This window comes from Aquisalimonas sp. 2447, assembly GCF_012044895.1.
Classification (GTDB): domain Bacteria; phylum Pseudomonadota; class Gammaproteobacteria; order Nitrococcales; family Aquisalimonadaceae; genus Aquisalimonas.
In genome coordinates, this window is record NZ_CP050695.1 from 2,250,230 (window position 1) to 2,273,681 (window position 23,452).

The 23,452-nt window shown below is 66.2% G+C and carries 20 protein-coding genes; 11 read left to right on the top strand and 9 right to left on the bottom strand.

The window, feature by feature from the left end; all coding sequences use genetic code 11:
• The first annotated feature begins 34 nt into the window (after positions 1–34).
• Complete coding sequence (gene lexA, locus KU884_RS10620; RefSeq protein WP_167782617.1) at positions 35–634, top strand: transcriptional repressor LexA; 600 nt, start codon at positions 35–37, stop codon at positions 632–634.
• Positions 635–823: 189 nt separating this feature from the next.
• The gene (locus KU884_RS10625; protein WP_167782618.1) at positions 824–2,998 is read left to right on the top strand and encodes a malate synthase G; all 2,175 of its coding nucleotides are present in this window, start codon (positions 824–826) and stop codon (positions 2,996–2,998) included.
• A gap of 277 nt (positions 2,999–3,275) precedes the next feature.
• Here KU884_RS10625 and KU884_RS10630 read toward each other — a convergent pair whose 3' ends face one another.
• Positions 3,276–3,629 (bottom strand): carboxymuconolactone decarboxylase family protein, encoded by a 354-nt coding sequence (locus tag KU884_RS10630; protein ID WP_167782619.1) that lies wholly within the window; start codon positions 3,627–3,629, stop codon positions 3,276–3,278.
• A 121-nt stretch (positions 3,630–3,750) separates the two neighbouring features.
• Between KU884_RS10630 and mobB the strand changes: the two genes are divergently transcribed.
• From mobB to KU884_RS10655, 5 genes are all read left to right on the top strand, one after another.
• Positions 3,751–4,332 (top strand): molybdopterin-guanine dinucleotide biosynthesis protein B, encoded by a 582-nt coding sequence (gene mobB / locus KU884_RS10635; RefSeq protein ID WP_167782620.1) that lies wholly within the window; start codon positions 3,751–3,753, stop codon positions 4,330–4,332.
• Entirely contained in the window at positions 4,325–5,005 is a 681-nt protein-coding gene (locus KU884_RS10640; RefSeq protein ID WP_167782621.1) for a Crp/Fnr family transcriptional regulator, read from the top strand. The genes mobB and KU884_RS10640 overlap by 8 nt, the downstream gene beginning before the upstream one ends.
• A gap of 119 nt (positions 5,006–5,124) precedes the next feature.
• Positions 5,125–5,913: a fumarate/nitrate reduction transcriptional regulator Fnr gene (gene fnr / locus KU884_RS10645; protein WP_167782622.1), complete on the top strand. Its 789-nt coding sequence runs from the start codon at positions 5,125–5,127 to the stop codon at positions 5,911–5,913.
• A gap of 78 nt (positions 5,914–5,991) precedes the next feature.
• The gene (locus tag KU884_RS10650; protein ID WP_167782623.1) at positions 5,992–6,990 is read left to right on the top strand and encodes a peptidase U32 family protein; all 999 of its coding nucleotides are present in this window, start codon (positions 5,992–5,994) and stop codon (positions 6,988–6,990) included.
• An 11-nt stretch (positions 6,991–7,001) separates the two neighbouring features.
• Positions 7,002–7,907: a U32 family peptidase gene (locus tag KU884_RS10655; RefSeq protein ID WP_167782624.1), complete on the top strand. Its 906-nt coding sequence runs from the start codon at positions 7,002–7,004 to the stop codon at positions 7,905–7,907.
• Here the strand turns inward: KU884_RS10655 and KU884_RS10660 are convergent.
• Positions 7,885–8,379, bottom strand: coding sequence for an SCP2 domain-containing protein (locus KU884_RS10660; protein WP_167782625.1), 495 nt, complete (start codon positions 8,377–8,379; stop codon positions 7,885–7,887). The genes KU884_RS10655 and KU884_RS10660 overlap by 23 nt on opposite strands.
• Positions 8,380–8,534: 155 nt before the next feature.
• Between KU884_RS10660 and KU884_RS10665 the strand changes: the two genes are divergently transcribed.
• Positions 8,535–8,954, top strand: coding sequence for an NfeD family protein (locus tag KU884_RS10665; RefSeq protein WP_167782626.1), 420 nt, complete (start codon positions 8,535–8,537; stop codon positions 8,952–8,954).
• Positions 8,941–10,326 (top strand): serine hydrolase, encoded by a 1,386-nt coding sequence (locus tag KU884_RS10670; protein WP_167782627.1) that lies wholly within the window; start codon positions 8,941–8,943, stop codon positions 10,324–10,326. Before KU884_RS10665 ends, KU884_RS10670 begins: the two co-directional genes overlap by 14 nt.
• 31 nt (positions 10,327–10,357) lie before the next feature.
• Here KU884_RS10670 and KU884_RS10675 read toward each other — a convergent pair whose 3' ends face one another.
• The 7 genes from KU884_RS10675 to KU884_RS10705 form a co-directional block, all read right to left on the bottom strand.
• Complete coding sequence (locus tag KU884_RS10675) at positions 10,358–11,158, bottom strand: alpha/beta fold hydrolase (RefSeq protein WP_167782628.1); 801 nt, start codon at positions 11,156–11,158, stop codon at positions 10,358–10,360.
• Positions 11,158–12,462 (bottom strand): O-acetylhomoserine aminocarboxypropyltransferase, encoded by a 1,305-nt coding sequence (locus KU884_RS10680; RefSeq protein WP_167782629.1) that lies wholly within the window; start codon positions 12,460–12,462, stop codon positions 11,158–11,160. The genes KU884_RS10675 and KU884_RS10680 overlap by 1 nt, the downstream gene beginning before the upstream one ends.
• A gap of 61 nt (positions 12,463–12,523) precedes the next feature.
• Positions 12,524–14,251, bottom strand: a complete 1,728-nt coding sequence (locus KU884_RS10685) for a SulP family inorganic anion transporter (protein ID WP_167782630.1) — start codon at positions 14,249–14,251, stop codon at positions 12,524–12,526.
• A complete protein-coding gene (locus tag KU884_RS10690; RefSeq protein WP_167782631.1) occupies positions 14,248–14,673 on the bottom strand; it encodes a DUF6691 family protein in 426 nt (141 codons plus the stop codon). Before KU884_RS10690 ends, KU884_RS10685 begins: the two co-directional genes overlap by 4 nt.
• A 4-nt stretch (positions 14,674–14,677) precedes the next feature.
• Positions 14,678–15,112 (bottom strand): YeeE/YedE family protein, encoded by a 435-nt coding sequence (locus KU884_RS10695; RefSeq protein WP_167782632.1) that lies wholly within the window; start codon positions 15,110–15,112, stop codon positions 14,678–14,680.
• A 102-nt stretch (positions 15,113–15,214) separates the two neighbouring features.
• The gene (locus tag KU884_RS10700) at positions 15,215–18,349 is read right to left on the bottom strand and encodes an efflux RND transporter permease subunit (RefSeq protein WP_167782633.1); all 3,135 of its coding nucleotides are present in this window, start codon (positions 18,347–18,349) and stop codon (positions 15,215–15,217) included.
• Positions 18,350–18,356: 7 nt separating this feature from the next.
• Complete coding sequence (locus KU884_RS10705; protein WP_167782634.1) at positions 18,357–19,604, bottom strand: efflux RND transporter periplasmic adaptor subunit; 1,248 nt, start codon at positions 19,602–19,604, stop codon at positions 18,357–18,359.
• 272 nt (positions 19,605–19,876) lie between these two features.
• On the opposite strand from KU884_RS10705, the gene KU884_RS10710 reads away from it, so the two are divergent.
• Positions 19,877–21,475 (top strand): BCCT family transporter, encoded by a 1,599-nt coding sequence (locus KU884_RS10710; protein ID WP_167782635.1) that lies wholly within the window; start codon positions 19,877–19,879, stop codon positions 21,473–21,475.
• A 95-nt stretch (positions 21,476–21,570) separates the two neighbouring features.
• Positions 21,571–23,451: a DUF294 nucleotidyltransferase-like domain-containing protein gene (locus tag KU884_RS10715; protein WP_167782636.1), complete on the top strand. Its 1,881-nt coding sequence runs from the start codon at positions 21,571–21,573 to the stop codon at positions 23,449–23,451.
• Position 23,452 lies beyond the last annotated feature (1 nt).

Genomic DNA, 23,452 nt, shown 5'->3' on the forward strand with positions numbered 1-23,452 from the left:
ATGTAGAGAACAAACAGAAAACGGACAAGACCGCATGACCGCGCTCACGCCACGCCAGCAGGACATCCTCGACTACCTGCGCCGGCAAAGTCACGAAGGCTTCGCCCCGACCCTGGATACCATCTGCGCTGATCTGGGCCTGCGCTCCCGGGGCTCCCTGCACAAGCACATCCAGGCCCTGGTCGATGCAGGGCTTGTGGTCCCCATGGAAGGCCGTCACCGGGGCGTCCACCTGACCGAAGCCGCCGAGCCGGAAGACGATGGCCTACCCCTGCTCGGCCGCATCGCCGCCGGGCGGCCCATCGAGGCAGTGACGGATGACACCCGCATCCAGGTCCCCGACGCCCTGCGCGGTAAAGGCGCATGCTACGTGCTGGAAGTCCGCGGCGATTCCATGGCGGACGACGGCATACTCGACGGCGACTGGGTGGTCATCGAACATCGGGAGCACGCCCGTAACGGGGAAGTGGTGGTGGCCCTGATCGACGACGGGGAGGCCACCCTCAAACGCATCGAGCAGCGCCCCGGGCGCACCCTGCTCCACCCCGCGAACGCCGCCTTCACGCCGCAGGAGTACCCGCCGGATCGGGTGCGGATCCAGGGCGTGGTGGTTGGGCAGATGCGCAAGTACTGATGTTGGGGCCCGAACGCGACGGCCGGTCGCGGCTTGCGCCGCTCCTACAGCGGGGGCATGAATCGGCCCCGACAATCGGTTACCATACGAGCCTTTCCGCGCAGGGAACTCTCAAGCTTCCCAGTCCGTTGCAGTGGCCATGGCGCCCCGCCGGATCGGGTCCACGACACGCGAACGAGGAGTCACAGCATGACCGAACGAGTTCAGGAGGGAGGCCTTCAGGTCGCGAAGCAGCTGCACGCGCTGGTCGCCAGCGAGCTGACCGCCGGCACCGGGGTCGCGCCGGCCACCGTCTGGAGCACCCTGGAGTCGCTGGTGAACGACCTGGGCCCACGCAACCGCGAACTGCTGGAAAAGCGCGACCGCATTCAGGAACAGCTGGATGACTGGTACAAGCAGCGCAAGGGTCAGCCCCACGATCACGAGGCGTACAAGCAGTTCCTGAAGGACATCGGCTACCTGCTGCCCGAGGGTGATGATTTTCAGGTCACCACCGCCAACGTGGACCCGGAGATCGGCGAAGTCGCCGGCCCGCAGCTGGTGGTGCCCATCAGCAACGCCCGCTTCGCCCTGAATGCCGGTAACGCCCGCTGGGGCAGCCTCTACGATGCCCTCTACGGCAGCGACATCATTCCCGAAGACGGCGGCAAGGAAAAAGGCTCTAGCTACAACCCCGTCCGCGGTGCGGAAGTGGTGCGCCTCGCCGCCAAGGTGCTGGACGATGCCGCCCCGCTGGCCCAGGGCAGCCATGCCGACGTTACCGCGTACAGGATCGAAGGCGGCAAGCTGGTCATCACCACCGGCGCCGGCGACACCACCCTGAAGCACCCGGAACAGTTCATTGGGTACCAGGGCGATGCCAACGCGCCCGAGTCCGTCCTGCTGCGCCGCCACGGCATGCACCTGGACATCCGCATCGACGCCAACGATCCGGTGGGCAAGGACCACGCCGCCGGCGTCAAGGACGTGGTACAGGAATCCGCGATGACCGCGATCATGGACTGTGAGGACTCCGTCGCCGCTGTTGACGGCGAAGACAAGACCCTGGTCTACCGCAACTGGCTCGGCCTGATGCGCGGGGACCTGGAAGAGAAGATGGAGAAAGGCGGCAAGACCTTTGTCCGCAAGCTCCATGATGACCGCGTCTACACCGGCGCCAACGGTGGTGAAGTCCGGCTGCATGGCCGCGCCCTGATGCTGGTCCGCAACGTCGGCCACCTGATGACCACCCCGGCGGTACTGGACGCCCAGGGCAACGAGATCCCGGAGGGCATGCTGGACGCGGTGATGACCTCGCTGGGCTTCCTCCACGACCTGAATGGCTCGGGCAAGCACACCAACTCCCGCGCCGGCAGCATGTACATCGTCAAGCCGAAGATGCACGGCCCCGAGGAAGTCGCCTTTGCCTGCGAGATTCTCAATCGGGTGGAGGACGCCTATGGCCTCAAGCGCAGCACCCTGAAGATCGGCGTCATGGACGAGGAGCGCCGCACCACGGTGAACCTCAAGGAGTGCCTGCGCCAGGCCAGCGACCGCATCATCTTCATCAACACCGGCTTCCTGGACCGCACCGGTGACGAGATCCACACCTCCATGGAGATGGGGCCCTTCAAGCGCAAGGAAGACATCAAGGGCGAGCCCTGGATCAAGGCCTACGAGGACTGGAACGTCGACATCGGCCTGGAGTGCGGGCTGAAGGGTCATGCCCAGATCGGCAAGGGTATGTGGCCCAAGCCGGACATGATGAAGGACATGCTGGAGGCCAAGATCGGCCATCCCAAGGCCGGTGCCAACACCGCCTGGGTGCCCTCGCCCACCGCTGCCACCATTCACGCCATCCACTATCACCAGGTGGACGTGCATGCGGTACAGGCGGAAATCGCCAAGCGCTCGCGGGCCAGCCTGGACGATCTGCTCACCGTCCCGGTGGAGACCAATCCGTCCTGGTCGGACCAGGAGATCCAGCAGGAACTGGACAACAACGTCCAGGGCATCCTCGGCTATGTGGTGCGCTGGATCGACCACGGTGTCGGCTGTTCCAAGGTCCCGGATATCAACGACGTGGGTCTGATGGAAGACCGCGCCACCCTGCGCATTGCCAGCCAGTTGCTCGCCAACTGGCTGCACCACGGCATCACCACCGAACAGACGCTGATGGACACCATGAAGCGGATGGCCGAGGTGGTGGACCGGCAGAATGCCGATGACCCGAACTACCGCAACATGGCGCCAAACTTCGAGGACAGCGTTGCCTTCCAGGCGGCGTGTGATCTGGTTTTCAAGGGCCGCGAGCAGCCCAACGGCTACACCGAGCCGGTCCTGCATCGGCGTCGCCAGGAGGCCAAGGCGAAGTTCGGGGGGTAAGCCTCCGGCGCCTGCAGCGCTGACAGGAACAAAGCCCGGCCCGGTGCCGGGCTTTTTTGTGGGCGGAAATGGTCGTAACGGATAGAAAGGCGTAGGGCGGACCTTCAGGTCCGCCGATGGGCTTTGATCGGCCGCCCTGGTTTGCAGATTTCGTGACGGCGGACCTGAAGGTCCGCCCTACGTGAGCTACGCAAGCTGCGCGGCCAAGCGCCTTGAGCGGTGCATCACGATGCACTTTCGGCTGGATCCGGGGTACGGATAAGCCGGCGTGGCCGGCTCAGTCCTCGATGTCGTCGTCTGCCGCGTCGTCGTCCTCCTCTTCCTCGAGGATGTCCTCCACCCAGGTCAACGCCGCCACCGAGGACGGGAAACCGATGGTGGTCATGCCCAGCAGGGCGACCTGGCGGATCTCGTCGCCGGTGAAGCCCTCATCCAGGGCACGACGGGCGTGGGAGTGAGTCGCCCCCTCGCTGCCCAGGGCGATGGCCATGGCCAGCTTCACCAGGCGTCGATCGCGTTCATCCAGCGGGCCAGCTTCGGAACATGCCCGGCCGAGACGTCCGTACGCCTCCCAGATCTCGGGATATTCTTCGGCGATTTCGCCTGCGCCGGAGGGAAGTTCTTCGGCCATCACTGTTGTCCTCGTCAAACGCTGCCGCCGGGGCGGTAAACTCGTACTGTAACGACAGATGCACCGGGACGGAGCATCCGTGTAAGGTATCGCCAACACAGTGTGAGCCAAGCGGACGACCATGACCAGCACGGTTTCGGAAACCTGTCAGTATCCCCATCAGGCCCTCTGGCCGGACACCGCGCAACGTCCCCTGCTGGGATTCGCTGCCTGGAGCGGCACCGGCAAGACGACCCTGCTGAAGGCGGTGATCCCACTGCTGCGCCAGGCCGGGATCCGTTTGGCACTGATCAAGCATGCCCATCACGAGTTCGATGTAGACACCCCGGGCAAGGACAGCCATACCCTGCGCAAGGCCGGTGCCGACCAGGTGCTGATCACGTCGGGACGTCGATGGGCATTGATGCAGGAGCGCCCGCAGGGCCGTGACCCGCGTCTGGCGGAAGAGCTCGCCCGACTGGATCAAAGCAGTGTCGACCTGATTCTCATCGAAGGGTTCCGCCATGAGCGGTTCCCCAAGATTGAACTCATCCGGGATCCGGGTGGCGATCGACCACCCCTGTTTCTCCAGGACGACTCCATCGTCGCGGTTGCCGCGCCGGATCAACTACCACTGGAGTGTCCCCTGCCCCGGCTCCCTCTGGATGGCCCGGAGGCCGTCGCCCGCTTCATTCTCGACCGGATCGTGACTCCCGATGACTGACCAGGATCCTCGAGCAACGCTCAAGAACAACGCGCTTTTCAGTTCCCTGGAGGAATCGGTGCGGGACAATCTCGCCGAACGCTCCCGCAGGATTACGCTCCGCGCCGGCGAGATCCTTTTCCATGCCGGTGACACCGCCGAGCAGTTCTTCGTGGTGGAGTCCGGCCTGATCAAGCTTTCGCGGAGCAACCCGGACGGCCAGGAGAAGGTCATCCACCTGGTGCGAGCGGGGGAGTCCTTCGCCGAGGCAGTCATGTTCATGGATGCCAAGCGCTTCCCGGTCACGGCAGAGGCCCTGGAGGCGAGTCGCCTGGTGGGCATACCCAGCGACGACTATCGCAGCGTACTCAAGGACAGCCCGGAGACGTGCATGCGACTGTTGGCCGATCTGAGTATGCGGCTGCGCAACCGGCTTGACGACATCGATCAGCTGACGCTGCAGCAATCCCGGCCCCGGGTGGTCCGTTACCTTCTGGTGCAGGGCTCCGGCCAGCTACAGGCCGGCGAAGAGGTTCAGCTGCCGGCACCCAAACATGTGGTGGCCTCACGCCTGTCCATGACACCGGAGACCCTTTCACGAATACTTCACGAGTTGAGCGCCAGCGGCCTGATCGGCGTCGAGCGACGCCGTGTCACCCTCATTGACCCGGAGGGGCTACGCGCGCTGACATGATCCATGGCAATGCACCACTCTGGAACACTCGGGTCACTACCGCGTGACTGCTATACTCTCGACCGGAGTCCTACCCCAACAGTAATAAAATTGTCCGGGGCGGCAAGGAGCAACGCGAGATGGCTCAACAAAAAGCGAACGCGGTTCACCTGCGGCAAATTCGCGAAGCGTGTCGAACCTGCAGCCTCAGCGACCTGTGTCTGCCGGTGGCCCTGGACAGTCCGGACGTGGACGCTCTGGACAACATCGTCCAGCGACGCCGTCCGCTCTCCCGGGGTGACGTGCTCTATCGTGCCGGTGGCGACTTTGAAGCACTATACGCCGTGCGCACCGGTGCGCTGAAAAGCATGTCAGTGTCCGAAGACGGCGAGGAGCAGATCACTGCCTTCCATCTGCCCGGAGAACTGCTGGGCCTGGATGCCATCAGTTTCGGCACCCATCCGTCCACGGCCTGCGCCCTGGAAACCACAAGCATCTGCGAGATCCCCTTCCAGGCACTCGAGAGCCTGTCCGAGGACATCCCGGGCCTGCAGCGCCAGCTCCTGCGCATCATGAGCAAGGAGATTTTCAGCGAACAGGAAATGCTGCACGCCCTCGCTCGACGCACCGCGGAGCAGCGGCTGGCAATCCTGCTGATCAGCCTCTCCGATCGCTTCTCCCAGCGTGGGCTTTCGGCAACGCGTTTCCGCCTGCCAATGTCCCGTCATGAGCTCAGCAACTACCTCGGCCTGGCCCCCGAGACCATGAGCCGTCTGTTTCGCCGCTTCGCCGACAACGGCTGGATCACTGCCGCGGGCAAGGAGATCACCCTGGAGGACCCCCAGGGACTGCGCGCGATGACCACCGGCGGCACTGCCACCATGCAGCGCGAGGTCGGCCGTGCCGGTGACCCCGGTCGGCTGAACTGAGCGCGTTGATCTGCATCAAGGCGCACGACCAGTCCGCTGCGCATCCTGCTCCCGCATCGTGTTGAGGGGGAGCACAACATGGAACTCGTCTGTCCGGCCGGCAACCCTGCCGCCCTGCGTGCGGCCATCGATAGCGGCGCCGACGCCGTCTACACCGGCCTCCAGGACGCCACCAACGCGCGCCATTTCCCGGGCCTGAACTTCAGCCCCCGGCAACTGGAGCGCGGCGTCCGCGACGCGCGGCAACGCGGAGTGCGGGTGTTCATGGCCATCAACACCTTTCCGCAGCCAGCCGGCTGGCGGCAGTGGACGGCAGCCGTGGACCGTGCCGCCGATCTCGACGTCGACGCGGTGATCCTGGCCGATACCGGCCTGCTGGATTACGCTGCCAGCCACCACCCCGGACTCCCTCGCCACCTCTCCGTCCAGGCCTCGGCGACGAGCCTGGAAGCGTTGCGCTTCTACCACGAATGTTTCGGCATCCGCCGCGCCGTTCTGCCGCGGGTGCTGTCCCTGGCACAGGTCCAGCAAATGGCGGCCGATTCACCGGTGGAACTGGAGGTGTTCGGCTTCGGCTCGCTGTGCATCATGGCAGAGGGGCGCTGTCTGCTGTCGTCCTATGCCACCGGCGAGTCCCCCAACTCCGCCGGCGCCTGTTCCCCGGCCGCCCACGTGCGCTGGGACGAGACCGCCGACGGCGTCCTCAGCTCGCGACTCAACGGTGTGCTCATCGACCGCTTCATGCCCGGTGAAAAGGCGGGCTACCCCACCCTGTGCAAGGGGCGCTTCAACGTCGAGGGGCAGACCCGGCACGCCCTGGAAGAACCCACCAGCCTCAACACCCTGGACCTTCTGCCGCAACTGCGTGCCGCCGGCGTCACCGCCATCAAACTGGAAGGCCGCCAGCGCAGCCCGGGGTACATCCGGCAGGTGGCCGCAGTGTGGCGGCGGGAGATCGATCGCTGCCTTGCCGGTGACCCAGGGGCGGGCCAGACCACCGACGGACAGCGGACCCTGACCGACCTCTCCGAAGGCAGCCAGACCACTCTCGGCGCCTATCACCGCCCCTGGCAGTAAGGAGCCCCGCCATGCAACCGCGCATCACCCTGGGACCGTGTCAGTACTTCTGGCCACGCGAGAGTGCCGAAGCATTCTACGCGGACATCGCCGACAGCCCCGTGGACGTGGTGTACCTGGGCGAGAGCGTCTGCCCGAAACGCCGCGAGCTCCGCCCTGACGACTGGATCGCCCTGGGCCGCGAGCTTGCGATCGCCGGCAAGGAGGTGGTGCTGTCCACGCTGACGTTGATCGAGGCGCGCTCGGAGATCGGCGTGGTACGCCGTGTCTGTGACAATGGGGAGTTCCTGGTGGAGGCCAACGACATGGCCGCGGTGCAGATCCTGCGCGAGCGCCGCCTGCCCTTCGTTGGTGGCCCGTTCCTGAACATCTACAACAGCCACACCCTGGCCCATCTCCAGCGTCAGGGCATGCAACGTTGGGTCATGCCGCTGGAGATGCAGGGACAGACCCTGACGGCCCTGCTGGACCACGCCGGACCGCAGCGACCGCAAACCGAGGTTTTTGCCTACGGCCGCATGCCCCTGGCCTGGTCCGCCCGCTGCTTCACCGCCCGCCATCACGACCTGCCCAAGGATCAGTGCGGCCTGCGCTGCATCGACGACCCGGACGGCCGCGCCATGCATACCCGCGAGGGCGAACGGTTTCTGACCATCAACGGCATTCAGACCCAGTCCGGCCGGGTTCTCAATCTCCTCCCCGCATGGCAGGAGCTGGCCGAGGCCGGTGCGGACCTGCTGCGAATCAGTCCCCGCCTGACGGGGACGCACGAACGCATCAATCGCCTGCATGCGGCGATCGGCAACCGCGCAACACCGGAACCCGACGGCGATAACGACGAGGACTGCATCGGTTACTGGTACGGCGAAGCCGGCATGGCGGCGCCGGGACAGCTCATGCGTGATAGCCCGAGCTGATGCCGGCGTTGGTGTCGTCGATAATACTCGCCGCCGCGCGGTCCAGGACCCGTTGAACGGGGCCGGGCAAGGCGGCGGGATCGATGGCATCCAGGAGATTCTTCACCTCCAGGCCCAGCGCAGTGTCCCCTTCCAGGCGCAACCGGCGCTGAAAGAACAACGTATCCGGATCCGTGCGCTGCGCCAGCACCAGCACCAGGTCCTCCAGTGCGGCACGCACGATCACCCGCGGCTCGTCCCCGGATGAGGCCGGGCACACCCGGGCGCCTGCCAAGGTAAAGCGCAATTCAACCTCAGGATCGCTCATCCGGACCACCAGGGCGCCCCCGGTCAGGCCCTCCAGGGCACCGTCCGCCAACGGGTCCGCCAGCAGGTGACTGGTTACCCGGGCAATGACAACTTCCAGGGGCGCCGACGGCAGATAGCGCAACGGCGCCAGCAGACGTGACGGTCGCGGCATGGGTAACTGCATGGGGTCTCTCTCCTCGCTGAGTGCTTTACCCGACGGTACCGAACCCCGTGACCGCGCGACTTGTCCTGAATCAAGCGGCACACCGAACCATCCCCCGGTTCCTGTATGCCGCCGGAGCCGGTACGCTTGGCGTCAGTCACGCCGCGGAGGTGAACGTGGATCTGGACCCCTGGAGCATCTGGCTTCTAATCTCACTGGTTCTGCTGGCCATCGAGATCATGCTCATGGGCGCCGCCGGTGGGTTGCTGCTGGCCTGGAGCCTCATGGCCTTTGCCGCCATGCTGGCGGCGCTGGGCGGCGCCGGCCTGACCATGCAGCTGGTCACCGCCGGGGTCGTCGGCCTGGTGGCCATGCCGGCGATGATCTGGATGTTCCGTCGCACCACCGAGGGCGTGGCGGGAGCCACCACCGTGAAGGCGCGAATCACCCGCCGTCACGGCAAGCTCGGCGTGGTGGTCCGGGGCGACTTCTTCGCCGCGGAGCACGCGGACGGGCGCGAGCTCCATGAAGGAGAAGAAGTCATTGTCCAGGACTACAAGGGGCTCACCGCCCTGGTCCGTCATGCGGAGCCGTAATCCGTTCCGCCTGCGCCCGGGCTCCATGGCACTGCTGTTACTCATCGCCGCCGCCCTCCTCGCCGTCGCCTGGTGGGCCCCCACAGCCCACGATTTTGCCAGGGTGGCCACCGGCTTCGGTGCCAAGCAGATGTGCTCCGGGGTGTTCGTCTCCGGGCGAGAGCCCGAGCAGGTGCGATCCTCGGACATGGCCGACCTGCCCGCCATCGTGAGCACCTCGGTGGACCGGAACGCCGGCAGCGCCACGGCACGGATCGGCCCGGTCCATCGGGAGGCGCGTCACCGGGACGGGCTGGGCTGCAGCCTGGTATTCAATGGGGAGAATACCGCGGCACTACCGACTCCGCCTGCGCGGGAGGAGGAATCGCCGGAACCACTTGCCGAGGCCAATGCCGACGACCCGCGTCGCCTCGCCCTCGCGCCGCTGGTGGCCGCCGCCTTCGGCGAACCGGATGCCGACATGCGGCGCGGCACCCGGGCGGTGATCATCCTTCATCGTGGCGAACTGGTGGCCGAAGAGTACGCCCCCGGCTTCGACGCCGACACGCCACTCCCCGGCTGGTCCATGGCCAAGAGCGTGGTGCACGCCCTCACCGGGATCCTGCTGGCCGAAGACACCGTGGCGCTGGACGACGGCATTCCGGGCTGGGACGAGGCCGACGACCAGCGCCGTGACATCACCCTGCGTCACCTGTTGCAGATGACGCCGGGCCTGGCCTTCGACGAGGATTACACATCGCCGCTGGGCGATCCCATCCGCATGCTCTTCGGCGAGCCCAGCGCCCCCGGATTCGTTCGCGACAAACCCATGACCCATGCCCCCGGCCACGGATGGGAGTACACCAGCGGCACCACCAACCTGCTGGTCTGGGTACTCCGCGAGGCGGTCGCCGATGAGGGGCGCTGGGCCACCTTCCCCCGGGATGCCTTATTCAGGCCCATGGGCATGCGCAGCGCCGTCATGGAGACGGATGCGAAAGGCAATTTCGTCGGTTCGTCATTCATGTACGCTACAGCGCGGGACTGGGCGCGCTTCGGCCAGCTGTACCTGCAGGACGGCCAGTGGGAGGGCACGCGCCTGCTTCCGGAAGGCTGGGTGGACTTCGCCCGCCAGCCCGCGCCGCATGCCCCCGAGGGCAGTTACGGTGCGCACTTCTGGCTCAACCGGGGTGATCCGGACAATGGCGACCGTCCCTGGCCGGCGCTGCCCGAAGACACCTATGCCGCATCCGGCTACCAGGGGCAGGAGGTGGTGATCGTGCCGTCGGCGGACCTGGTGGTGGTCCGGCTCGGCCTCTCCCGGCCCCGCGAGGCCTGGGACCGGGAGTGGTTCGTGGCAGGCGCCCTGGAGGTGCTGGACCGGGTCGACTGACCTGTTCCGGAGCAGGCGCCCGCAACCGACCTCAGTCGACGGAAAGGCCGATCAGGGAATCCAGGAACTCGTTGGGCCGTTCCATGGGCACCATATGACCACAGCCGGGCAGCGTCACCCCCGATGTGGCGGCCCCGGTCATGGCGCCGCGCAGTTTCGCCGCCGCTCTGGGCGGCGTCATCATGTCGGCACTGCCGAGAATGAAGTGCACCGGGCAGCGGATCTCCGCCGCACGCTCCATCCCGGCCTGATAGGCGTTACAGGCACTGAGGTCGGTGAACAACACGCCGGGGGCGGCCTGCTCCAACAGCCGCTCGCCCTGGCCGTAGAGCCACAACCCGGGCGCCTGGTTGCCGCCCAGATGCGACCGGGGACTCAGACTCCAGTTCATGATCATTTCCACGGCGCTGCGGTCATCGGTCCGGGCCGCCTCCAGCAGCGGCTCTGCCACCGGCATGGGAAAGCCGGAGCCGGTGAGCACCAGGGCATCGATGCTCCGTGGATGCCGCGCGGCCAGATCCAGCGCCGCCAGGGAACCCATGCTGTGCCCGACCACGCGCGCTGACCCCACGCCGAGGCTGTCCAGCAGCGCCGCCAGCCAGTCCGCCTGCCCCTCGATGGAATCAATGGCCTCACCACCCGAGCGACCGTGCCCGGGGAGGTCCACCGCCAGGGCGTTCTGCCCGTGAAAGGCAAAGTACCGGCTCTGCAGAATCCACACGGAGTGATCCATGCCGGCACCGTGGACGAACAGCCAGGTGCTCCGATCCGGGTCGACGGGATGGGTTCCGGTATAGACGTAGGCGGTTTCACCATGCACGCGGGTTTCCATCAGCGGGCCTCCTTCTGACTGGCGCGCAGGGCGCGCTTGAGGTCGTTGATCAGGTCCTCCGGATCCTCGATCCCCACGGACAGTCGAATCATGCCCTCGGAAATCCCCGCGGCCTCCAGGGCCTCCCGGCTCATGCGGTGATGGGTAGTGCTGGCCGGGTGGATCACCAGGGATTTGGCATCCCCGACGTTGGCCAGGTGAGAGAACAGATTCAGGCTTTCGGTGAAGCGCCGGCCGGCGGCCCGCCCGCCCTTGATGGTAAAACTGAACACCGCGCCGGCGCCCTTGGGCAGCAGGCGACTGGCCAGAGCGTGATCCGGATGATCTTCCTGCTCCGGGTAGCCCACCTCCTCCACCGCCTCGTGGTCGGCAAGGAACGCCACCAGCATGCGGGTGTTGTCCACGTGGCGCTGCATGCGCAGCGGCAGTGTCTCCAGCCCCTGCAGAAAATGGAAGGCGGTGGTGGGGCTCATGCAGGCACCGAAGTCGCGCAGACCCTCCTTGCGCGCCCGTAACAGAAACGCACTGGGCCCGTACTCCTCGGTGAAGTCCATATTGTGGAAGCCGGCGTAGGGCTCGGTGAGTTCCGGAAACAACCCGGAGGCATCCCAGTCGAAACCGCCGCTGTCCACCAGCAGCCCGCCCACCGCCACACCGTGGCCACCGAGAAACTTGGTGGCCGAGTGGTAGACCAGGTCCGCGCCGTGGTCAAAGGGCCGACACAGGTACGGCGTGGTGAAGGTGGAGTCGATCAACAGCGGCAGACCGTGGGCATGGGCTACATCCGCCACGGCACCGATATCCAGCACATCCAGGCCCGGATTACCCAGCACCTCGCCGAACACCAGGCGGGTCTCGGGCCGGATCGCCGCCCGGAACGCCTCCGGGTCCCGCGGGTTCACGAACGTCGTGGTGATGCCGAAGCGCGGCAGCGTGTAGGTCAGCAGGTTGTGACTGCCGCCGTACAGGGAATGCGAGGCGACGATATGGCCACCCGCCCCCATCAGCGTGGCAATGGCCAGGTGCAGCGCCGCCTGGCCGCTGGCGGTGGCGATGGCACCGACCCCTCCCTCCAGCGCGGCAATGCGCTCTTCCAGCACCGCGTTGGTGGGGTTGGAGATGCGCGAATACACGTGACCGCCCCGCTCGCCATTGAACAGCGACGCGGCCTGATCACTGTCGCGGAACACGAAAGACGTGGTCTGGTAGATGGGAGTGGCCCGCGCTCCGGTGGCCGGATCGGGCTGCTGGCCGGCATGCAGGCTCAGGGTATCGAACTGGAACGGTCCCGATGGACGGTTCATGGCTTCTCCTCGCGACGGTCGCACTGATCTTGTTCGGAAACGGCGTTACGCAACCGGGAAGTTACCGCGTTCTGCCCGTCAGGGAAACGGCGTCCTCGGGACGGGCCAGCACCTCGAAGGCCTCGTTGGCGGAGAGAAACACCTCCCCACTGAGCCGGCCCAACAGCGGCCCGTTACGGAGACGGTCCATCACCGGCCCCTTCACCTCCGCGAGATGGAGTCTGATACCGCGGTCGGCCAGGCTGTCGTTGAGTTCCTCCAGCATATCCAGGGCGGTGGCGTCTACGTGACTCACCGACAGCATGACCAGCACCAGATGCTGCGGCGGCGGATCGCACTCCAGCTGATGCTCCAGCGCATGATGCACCCCTTCCGCGTTACCGAAGAACAGGATCTCGTCCACGCGCACGAACACCACCGCCGGGTGGGTCTCCACCCGATAGCGCAACACATTGCGGAAATGCTCGGTGCCGGGCACACGCCCCAGCACCGCCAGGTGGGGATGGCTGACCCGCCAGACCAGTGGCATCAGGGAAAGGGCGACACCCGTGATCACGCCCCATTCCACGCCCAGGACCAGCACCCCCACCGCCGTCCCGGCAAAGGCCAGCCCCTCGGCACGATCATGGCGCCAGACCCGCCGCAGTCCGGACCAGTCCACCAGCCCGATGGCCGCGACAATGATCACCGCGGCCAGCACTGTCATCGGCAGGGCCCGGAACAAGCCGGTGGCGAAGAGCAGCACCAGCGCGATCATGAATGCGGCGAACACGCCGGCAAGGGGCGTCCGTGCGCCGGCCTCGGCGTTCACCGCGGTGCGCGAGAAGCCGCCCGTGACAGGAAAGGCGCCGGAGAAAGCACTGACCACGTTGGCGGCCCCGAGCCCCCGGAGTTCGGCGTCCGGGTCGATGCGCTGACCGCGCTGCCGGGCGAAGGCCTGGGCAATCGCCACGCTCTCGACGAAGCCGATCAGCCCGATCACCAGCGCCGGCAACAGCAGTTGCCGGATCATGCCCGGGTCCAGCGCGGGCCAGACCAGGGATGGCAGCCCACTGGGAAAGGAACCCACGACCTCCAGCCTCTGATCCAGGCCCAGCCCGGTGACCAGCCCGGCTGCAGCGAGAACGGCCACCATGGGTGTCAGCCGGGCCAGCAGATCCGCGGTTTGCGTTCCGGCACCGAGCCTGCGCAACAGCGCGGGCAGATGAATTCGGGCCAGCACCAGCAATACCAGCACGCTGACGCCGATGGCCGTGGCCCAGAGGTTGATCTCCCCGAGGGATCCGGCCAGGCCGACGAGCAATGTCAGCGCGGTCTGCCCATCGGCCTGCACACCCAGAAGCGGCCGCAGCTGGCCGATGACGATCAGCAGCGCGGCGCCGGAAATGAAGCCGCTGACCACCGGATGACTGAGCAGACGGGCCAGGTTGCCCAGTCGCAGCAGTCCGAAAACGAACAGCATCAACCCCGACAATAGCGCCAGCAGGATGGCACCGGCGATGTACTCGGGGCTCCCCGGAGTCGCCAGCGGTGTCAGCGCCGAGGCGGTCATCAGCGCCGCCACCGCCACCGGCCCCACGGACATGACCATGGAGGAGCCCAGTGCCGCGTAGGCCACCATGGGGGCGAGACTGGCGTACAGGCCCAGTTGGGGCGGAAGGCCGGCCAGGGCCGCATAGGCAAGCCCCTGGGGCACCAGCAGCATGGTCACCACCAGGGCAGCCACCAGGTCCCCGGGGAGCTGGCTGCGACTGTAACCGCGCAGCCAACCGGGGATCAGCGGCGTCATGCCTGCCGCGCCCGCTCGATGACTTCGAACAGACCCATGCCCGCCAGCATCGCCGCCACGAACACCATGGCCTTGATCTCGCCCGCTCCAAGAGCCACCAGTGCCGGGCCGGGACAGAAGCCCGCCATGCCCCAGCCGACACCAAAGCCCAGAGCACCAAGCAGCAGCCGGCCATCAACGTCGTTGCGGGTTGGCACACGCAGCGGATCACCCAGGAAGGTACGCTCGCGCCGGGAGGCCGTGCGGAAGGCCACGAACGCCGTGGCAATGGCCCCCACCATGACCAGCGCCAGGGACGGATCCCAGTGGCCGGCCAGATCAAGGAATCCCAGGACCTTCTCGGGGTTGGCCATGCCCGATACCAGCAGCCCCGTGCCGAAAATGAGTCCCACCACCAGCGCAGAAACAAGTGTCAGCAGCATCGGTTCACCCTCCGATCATGTGCCGGAGCACGTAGACGGTGCCAAAGCCGGTGGCCATGAACGCCACGGTGGCCACCAGTGAGCGGGGCGATAGCCGCGAGATGCCGCACACCCCGTGGCCGCTGGTGCAGCCAGCCCCGTACCGGGTGCTGATGCCCACGATCAGCCCGGCGGCAATGAGCATGGGGTAACCGGCTTCGATACGAATGCTCGGCAGGCTGGTCACCGCAAGCCAGATCAGCGGCGCTCCGACCATGCCGGCGACGAAGGCGATACGCCAGGCGATATCACCACGTGCGGGGGTCAACAGGCCGCCGACAATGCCGCTGATGCCGGCAATGCGCCCGTTGACCAGCAGGAACAGGGCTGCCGCCAGCCCGATAAGCACCCCGCCGGCCAGGGCCGACCAGGGCGTGAATGCGGCCCAGTCAATGGTCATGAACACCTCTCCTTCGTTGACCACCGGATCCCGCGCCATTGCGGCCCGGATGTTGCGCTTATTATATAGACGTTTTTGTTATATGCATATACTTTTTTGCTATTACTCCGATGCGGATGCCCTCTCCGACGCTCCCTGCAGCATTCCTGCTGCATTCTCATACACCGCAAGCATGGCGGGCACCAGGAACAGCACGATCAGTGACGCCACGGCCAGCCCGAAGGCGATGGCGATGGCCATGGGAATCAGGAACTGCGCCTGCACCGAGGTCTCGAACAGCAATGGCAGCAGCCCGCCGATGGTGGTCAGGGTGGTCACCAACACCGGCCGCAGGCGCAGGCGTGACGCCTCGGTCAGGGCGTGCTCGACAGGCGCACCGGGGCTCTGATCCCGGATCTCCCGGTAGAAGGTCACCAGAATGATGCTGTTGTTCACCACGATTCCCGAGAGCCCGAACAACCCGAACAGGGAAAGGATCGTGAGATCCAGCCCAAAGATCCAGTGGCCGAAGAAGGCGCCGACAACGCCGAAGGGAATCACCGCCATGACCAGCAGTGGCCACCCGTAGGAGGAAAACACGAACGCCAGCACCAGGTAGATCAACGCCAGGGCAAGCACCAGCCCGGCGCGCATGTCCGCCAGGGTTTCCTCCTGATCCGCAGCCTGCCCCTCGAAGGCGGTCTGCACGCCGTAGCGCTCCCGCAGTTCCGGCAGCAGGTTCTCTTCCAGATCCGCGCGAATGCGATTGGCGTTGGCCACCTGGGCGTCCACATCCGCCGTGGGACGCACGGCCAGACGGCCGTCGAAATGGCGCAGGGATGCGAAACTGCGCCGGGTCTCCAGATCGGCCACGTTGCCCAGAGGCACCGTGTTGCCATCCGGGGTTCGAATGCGGAAGTCCTCCAGGCTCGCCAACGCGTCGCGCTCCGCCGCGGCCAGTCGCACCCAGACTTCCACTTCGTCACGCCGGTGCTGGAAGATCTGCGCCAGTACGCCGCCGTAGGCGTCACGGAGCTGATTGCTGAGATCCACCGCCGACAGGCCCAGTGCACGTCCCTGATCGTTGAGCCGGTGCACCCATTGCTCAGGGCCGTAGGGAAGATCATCGGTAATACCCGAGACACCAGGGCGCTGGCGCAGATCCGCCTGCACCTCCAGGGATGCCGCCTTGAGCTGCTCCGGCGGCGCACCCGTGATGCGCACGTCGATGTCAGCGCCGGGCGGCCCCTGGCCGCGTTCGCGGATCACCAGATTCTCCAGCCCCGGTGCCTGCGGGGCGTTGTCCTCCCAGGCCCGGATGAAGGCGCGATTGCGCACGCCGCGCGCATCCGGTGGGGTCAATTCCACGAACATACCGCCGTAGTTCTCGCCGAAACGGGTGTCCGCCGGGTCCGACGCGATGGTGCTGCCGGTACGGGACACCCGGGTGCGCACGATGTCGCCACCCAGCTCCTCGTTGGTGGCGAGCAGCGACTCCTCCAGCCGGTCCAGGTAGGCCTCCACGCGGGCTCTGGGCGTACCCGGCGCGAAGGTGACGTTGGCGTGCACCGTCTCGCCTTCCACCGAGGGGAAGAAGGTGAAGTCCAGCCGGCCGCCGGCCGCCAGACCGATAGCCACCACCAGCAGCGCCACGGGCATCGCCATGGTGGCCCAGGGATTGCGGATGGACAGCTCCACGGCGCGGCGAAACGGCCCGTCGCGGAACCGGTTGAAGCCGTTGTCCATGGCCTGCCGGTAGCGATTCGGTGCGCGGCGTTCGGCCCGCTCGAAGGAGCGCCGCAAATGGCCGGGCAGGATGAAGAACGCCTGGATGATAGCGGCAATGATCACGCACACCACCACCAGGGGAATATCAAAGAGGATATTGCCGATGGGTCCGCCGATGATCATCAACGGCAGGAATGCCGCAATGGTGGTCAGTGACGCCGCCATCACCGGCACGAACATGCGGCGGGCGCCATTGATGGCCGCCTCCGCCGGCCCTTCGCCGTTCTGAAACCGGCTGTAGGCGTTCTCGCCCACCACCACGGCGTTGTCGACGATGATCCCCAGGGCCATGATGAACGCGAACAGGCTCATCATGTTGATGCTGCCGCCGGTGAGGAACAGCACCGTGAGAGCGGCCAGGAAGGACGTGGGAATGCCCAGGGTCACCCAGAAGGCCATGCGCGAGGACAGGAAGGCCAGCAGTACGCCGATCACCAGCAGCAGACCACCGAGGCCGTTCTTCAGCAGCAGCGTGATGCGTTCGCTGATGAACTGCCAGAACTCGTCGAAGACCTGCAGATGCACCGTCTCCGGCAGCGTCGGCTGGCGCTCCTGCAGGTAGGCCTCCAGCACGCGGGCCGCCGCCAGGGCGTCCTCGTCCTCGGCCCGCTCCACCAGGATCTCCACGGCGTCGCCCTCCGCCACACGGAGCTCGATCTCGTTGTCGCGGGCCTGGCGCGTGATGGTGGCGAGGTCCCCCAGAGCCACCGAGCGCCCGCCCTCCAGGGGAATGGGCAGGGCTTCGAATGCCCGCAGCGAGCGGGCCTGATCGATGCCCCGCAGCTGCCGCGCCACGTCGCGCTCGCCGGCATCCCCCGCCGGTACATCCCGGCTCTGCGCATCCACCTGCCTGGCCAGATCCGCGAACGACATGCCCAGATCGTTGAGGCGGTGCTGGTCGACATCGATGCTGATTTCCTGCTCCGCCAGCCCGGTGAGCTGAACCCGGGTCACCCCCCGCTCCAGGAGTTCCTCTTCCAGCATGCGGCTGAGTTCGCGGACTTCCCGGGTATTCAGGTCTCCGCTGACCAGCAGCCGCGCCACCGGGTCGTAGCGGAGCACGCGGCTGATCGTGGGCTCCCGGGAGTCTTCAGGGAGATTGCGCACACCGGAAACACGATCCTTCACCGACTCCGTCGCCTGGGTCATGTCCGTGCCTTCACGGAACTCCAGAACAATGGTTGCCGAACCCTCGGCGGAGGTGGAGGTGAGTTCCCGCAGCCCGTCCACGTCGCGGAGCTCTTCCTCCAGCGGTGAGGTCACGGCATCGGCGACTTCCTCCGCCGTGGCGCCGCGCCACTCCACCTGCACGGTGACGAAATCCAGCTCGAAGGTGGGGAAGAACTGGGTATTGAGCTGCTGCAACGACCACAGCCCGGAGACCATCATCAGCAGCATGATCAGGTTGGCCGCCACCGGGTGGCGGGCGAGCCAGGCCAGCCAGGATGCGTCGGAAGAAGAAGAGGTCATGCCGCGCTCACTGCTCCATCACCTGGACGCGCACCCCATCCATGGCCTGGGGGATCTGCGTGCTCACCACCCGGTCCCCCGCCGACAACCCCGGCGCTCGCACCAGCACGCCACGCTCCCCGTCCGGCAGGCTGGCCTGACCCAGGCGCTGCACGTCCACCGCCTGCATGCGGCCGTCTTCGACGCGGTAGACACGCCCGGCGTCATACAGGGCCTCGAAGGGTAACAGCATCGAATCCGGCTCCGGGGGCAGCAGCACCTCCAGGCTGGCAAAACGGCCCAGGACAAGTTCATCACCCCGGGAGGTCACGCCGAACAGGGCATCCACACCCCCCTGCCCGGGTTCCGCACGGCCGGAAAACCGGGACAGTGCCACGGGCACCCGCTGGCCATCGATCTCGGCGGTGGCATCCACGCCCGCACCGGCGGCGGCAAGCCGCATCGGGCCCAGGGCGTGTCGGGGCACCGTGGCGCGGACCTCCAGCGCGGACACGTCATACAACTGCAGCAACGGCTCCCCCGGGGCCACCCGGTCCCCCGGCGCCACCAGCACCTCGGCGACTCGCGCATCGAAGGGAGCCCGCACCGTGGTGCGCGCCAGATCCAGGCTCGTACGGTCCCGCAGCGCGCGGGCGCGCTCCAGGCGGGCATCCAGTTGCTCCAGCCGCTGTCCGGCGGTGTTCACGGCGAAACGGCGCTGCGCCACAGCCAGCCGCTGTCGGGTCCGCTCCTGCTGCGCGCGGTCCAGGTCCTGGGGTGAGGCGAACTGATCCCGGGACAGGTCTTCCAGCCGATCCACTTCCCGGTCGAACAGCGTCAGCAGCTCTTCCTCCCAAGCCAGTTCCTGGCGGTCCATTTCAATCCGTTGTTCCTCCACCCGACGCTGGGAGCGCAGTTCCGCCACGTCGGCCTCCCGCTCCTCCAGAGCCAGTCGTTGCTCCTCATCGTCCAGGTGCACCAGTGCATCGCCCAGGGCAGCGATATCGCCCTCACGGACCGGAACAGCAGACACATCGGCGTTAACCGCGGCAGTGAGCGTGGCGCTGGCCGGCGATTCGAGAAACCCCTGGAGCCGCAGTACCGGACGATGGGCAGCGACCTCCACGTGCACCGTGGTTACCGGCCAGGCCTGCTCCTGCGCCGGTTCCGCCGGCACCTCCGGTCGCGTCGCCACCAGCAGCGCCGTCACCGCCGCTGCCACACCCAGAATGACGACCGGCAACAGCCACCGCAGCACCGTTCTCACCCGGCTCATCCCTCCCTCCTGTGGGTCATTGTCAATCGCTCGGTATGGGCAGCGACAATCTACCCGAATACGACGGTTTCAGGGTCATTTCGTCGGCAGATTCTTTCCGCAGGGCAGGAGAATCGGGGGTTGCCGTTTGACCACACCCGTACGATGAACCAAAGTAATAAAGGGTGTCGAGCCAGAAACCATTCAAAGTATCCTCGAAATGCGACGCCGGGCACTGATGTGGATCAAACCCTTCCGTCGTCCGTTTACAACAACTCATTCGGGAGAAAGTCGTGACTGATCAGAATCAGAACCCTGACGACGACAACCCGGTCGTGGAGACAGACTACGAAGTCGGACAGGACAACGTCCGACCACTGGGGCTGGAACTCCACAATCCGGTGTTCTTCATTACCGCGGTGGGCATCATCCTCGCAGTGGCCTTCGCCATGATCTTCCCGGACACGGCGGAGGAAGGGCTGTCCGGCCTGCGACTGTGGCTGGAAAGCACCTTCGACTGGGTCTACATGGGTGCCGCCAATCTGTTCGTGATCTTCTGCCTGATCCTCATGTTGTCACCCATGGGCCGAATTCGCCTTGGCGGTCCACAGGCCGTACCGGAGTTTTCCTACGGCGCGTGGTTCGGCATGCTGTTTGCCGCCGGCATGGGTATCGGCCTGATGTTCTTCGGCGTTCTCGAGCCCTTCTTCCACTTCTTCAACCCCCCGTTCGGGCTTGATGGTGGCGGCGAGGAAGGCATGCGCGGCACAGCCATGGCCGCGACGATCTTCCACTGGGGCCTGCATCCCTGGGCGATCTACGGCGTGGTGGCCGTGTCGCTGGCCTTCTTCAGCTTCAACTACGGCCTGCCACTCACCATTCGCTCGGCGTTCTTCCCGCTGCTGGGTGATCGGGTGTGGGGCTGGTTCGGCCACGTTATCGACATTCTGGCCGTGTTCGCCACCATGTTCGGCCTGGCCACCTCGTTGGGACTGGGCGCAGAGCAAGCGGCTGCAGGCATGTCCGCCGTCTGGGGTGTTCCGGCCGGCCTGGGCACGACGGTAACGCTGATCGCGGTCATCACCGGCATCGCTCTGATCTCCATCCTGTTGGGGATTCACGGTGGGGTGAAGCGGCTCAGTGCGCTGAACATGATCATGTTCGCCCTGCTGGGCGCCTTCGTGCTGATCGCTGGGTCCACCGTGAGCATCCTGACCAACAGCGTTGCCAGCATCGGGCAATACCTCGCGCAAGTGGTGCCGCTGAGTAATCCGTTCGGCCGGGAAGACGAAGGCTTCATGCATGGCTGGACCGTCTTCTACTGGGCCTGGTGGATCTCCTGGGCGCCCTTCGTCGGCATGTTCATCGCCCGGGTCTCCTATGGCCGCACCGTCCGGGAGTTCATCCTCTGCGTGCTTATCGTGCCGGTGATCGCCACCGTTGTGTGGATGAACATCATGGGCGGCTACGCCATCGAGCAGTACCTCAGCGACGGCTTCGAAGGGGTGTACCAGTACGTGGTGGACTCCTATGACGACACCATGGTGCTGTTCGGCTTCCTGGAGGGGCTGCCGTTCACGTTCCTGACGTCGTCGGTTGCGATCCTGCTGGTGGTCATCTTCTTCGTGACCTCCTCGGACTCCGGCTCGCTGGTGATCGACACCATCAGTGCCGGCGGCAAGACCGATGCGCCGGTGGTGCAGCGGTCCTTCTGGGCCATCTTCGAAGGTCTGGTCGCCATCGCCCTGCTGGTCACCGGCGGTATTGCCGCACTGCAGGCGGGGGCCATCGCGCTAGGCTTCCCGTTCGCCATCGTGCTGCTGATCATGGCCGGATGCACGCTGGTCGCCATGTGGAAGGAGGCGCCGAACTACAAGCCTGCGAAGGCCTGAAGCACGGCACTCCAATGTCCCTGAAAAGCCCCGCTCCCGCGGGGCTTTTTTTGTGTTAGGTTCCGGCAAACATCGTGTGAATCCAGGGGACGGGAATGGCGGAAACCGGTAAGGCTGCGTCTGATCACCAGCGCATCGCGGAGTCCCGCATGTGGCACACGCTGGACCCACAGACGGTGGACGCCATGCTGGCGGCCGGAGAAGAAATGCGCCTGGAAGCCGGCCGGTTCCTGTTCCGCGCCGGGAATCCCTACCGCAAGCACATCTACATTCACCTAGAAGGCACCCTGGAGCAGACGGCGGCCAGCGGTGACCACCGTGAGGCGCAACCAGGAGATGTGATTGGCCTGGCCAGCTACCTGGACGGCGACAACTACCGGTCCACGGCCCAGGCACTGACCGATTGCCGGCTGCTGGCACTGGCGGGTGCAACCGTCCAGCGGCTGGAACAGGAATCCCCGTTCTTCTTCGAGGCCATTAACCGTGCCCTGGCGGCCAGGATGCGCAAGGCGCGCCAGGTCCGTGAGACCGTGCGTGGCACGCTGGCACGGCCGGTGCGCCAGTTCATGATCAGCGGACTGCCCTGCTGCCGCCGACAGGACACCATTGCTCAGGCATCCCGCCTGCTGGCCGAGCGGGATGTAGGCAGCCTCGGCCTGCTGGACGACAGCGGCCGGTTGATCGGGCTGATCACCCCCATGACCCTGCTTCTGGCACTGGCCAGCGAGCAGACCGTGCCGTCCGATGCCCTGGAGTCGGTGACCGCCGACGAGGCCCTTGCCGTGACCCCGGACACGCCGCTGTGGCAGGTGGAGGAAATTTTCCGCCGCCACCGGGTGAAAGACGTCGCCGTGGTGGACAGCCAGGAAGCGCCCGTCGGCATCATGTCCGAGACGGCGATGATCCAGGCGCTGTCCCACCCCCCCCAGACGCTGGACAGCGAGATCCGTGACGCCCCTGACGTCGATACGCTGGTCCGTCTGCGCCGCAAGATCCCCATCGCTGCGGGGGCCGTACACGCGAGCCACCGTAGCGTGGGCACCGCCGTGCGCGCCCTCACCGAAATGCATCTGGCACTCCAGCACCGGCTGGTGGAACTGATACTGAGCGCCATGGACCGTGAAGGCCTGGGCCGGCCTCCGGCGCGTTTCGCCGTCATCGTCATGGGCTCCGGCGGCCGCGGTGAAATGCTGCTGCGCCCGGACCAGGACAACGGGCTGATCATCGACGACCGCGTCACCGAGGCGGGGATGGAGTGGTTCCGGGAGTTTTCCGAACGCCTGAACCCGGGGCTGGATGAAATCGGTTATCGGCTGTGCCCGGGCAACGTCATGGCGCGCAACCCGGAGTATCGCTGCACTCTGGGTGAGTGGCAGGCCAAACTGTCCCGCCTGGTGGACAACCCCGGCCGCAAGGAGGCCCGCGCCGCCAATATCGTGCTGGATTTCGCCACCCTGTACGGCGACGACACGTTGACCGCCCGCCTGCGCGGCCATCTGAACCGGCGCCTGGAGGACGGCAGCGGCAAGATGCTGTTCCGCATGATGGTCAGCGACGACGCCAAGATCTCCCAACCCCTGGGGTTTTTCAACCGTCTGGTCACTACGCCGCACAAGGGCAGTCAGGTCATTGACCTGAAGCGCACCGGCTTACGCATCATCGTCGACGCCATGCGCGTCTTTGCACTGCGGGAAGGGATCAGCCGCTGCAAGACCATGGAGCGGATTGCTGCGCTACGGCGACTGGGGGTGTTCGACGCCGACTTCAGCGAGAGCATGCGCATCGCCTTCGAGGAACTCCAGGATCTGCTGTTTACCCATCAGCTGGACCAGGTCGAACGCGGTGAGACGCCGGATCCGCTGGTGCGCATGGAACGGCTGTCCAGCCATGACAAGGAGCGCTTGCGCGTCTCCCTGCGTGCCTGCCGGCGCATGCGCGAGCGATTGCAGTACGCCTTCGGCGTGGTGATGAGCTGAC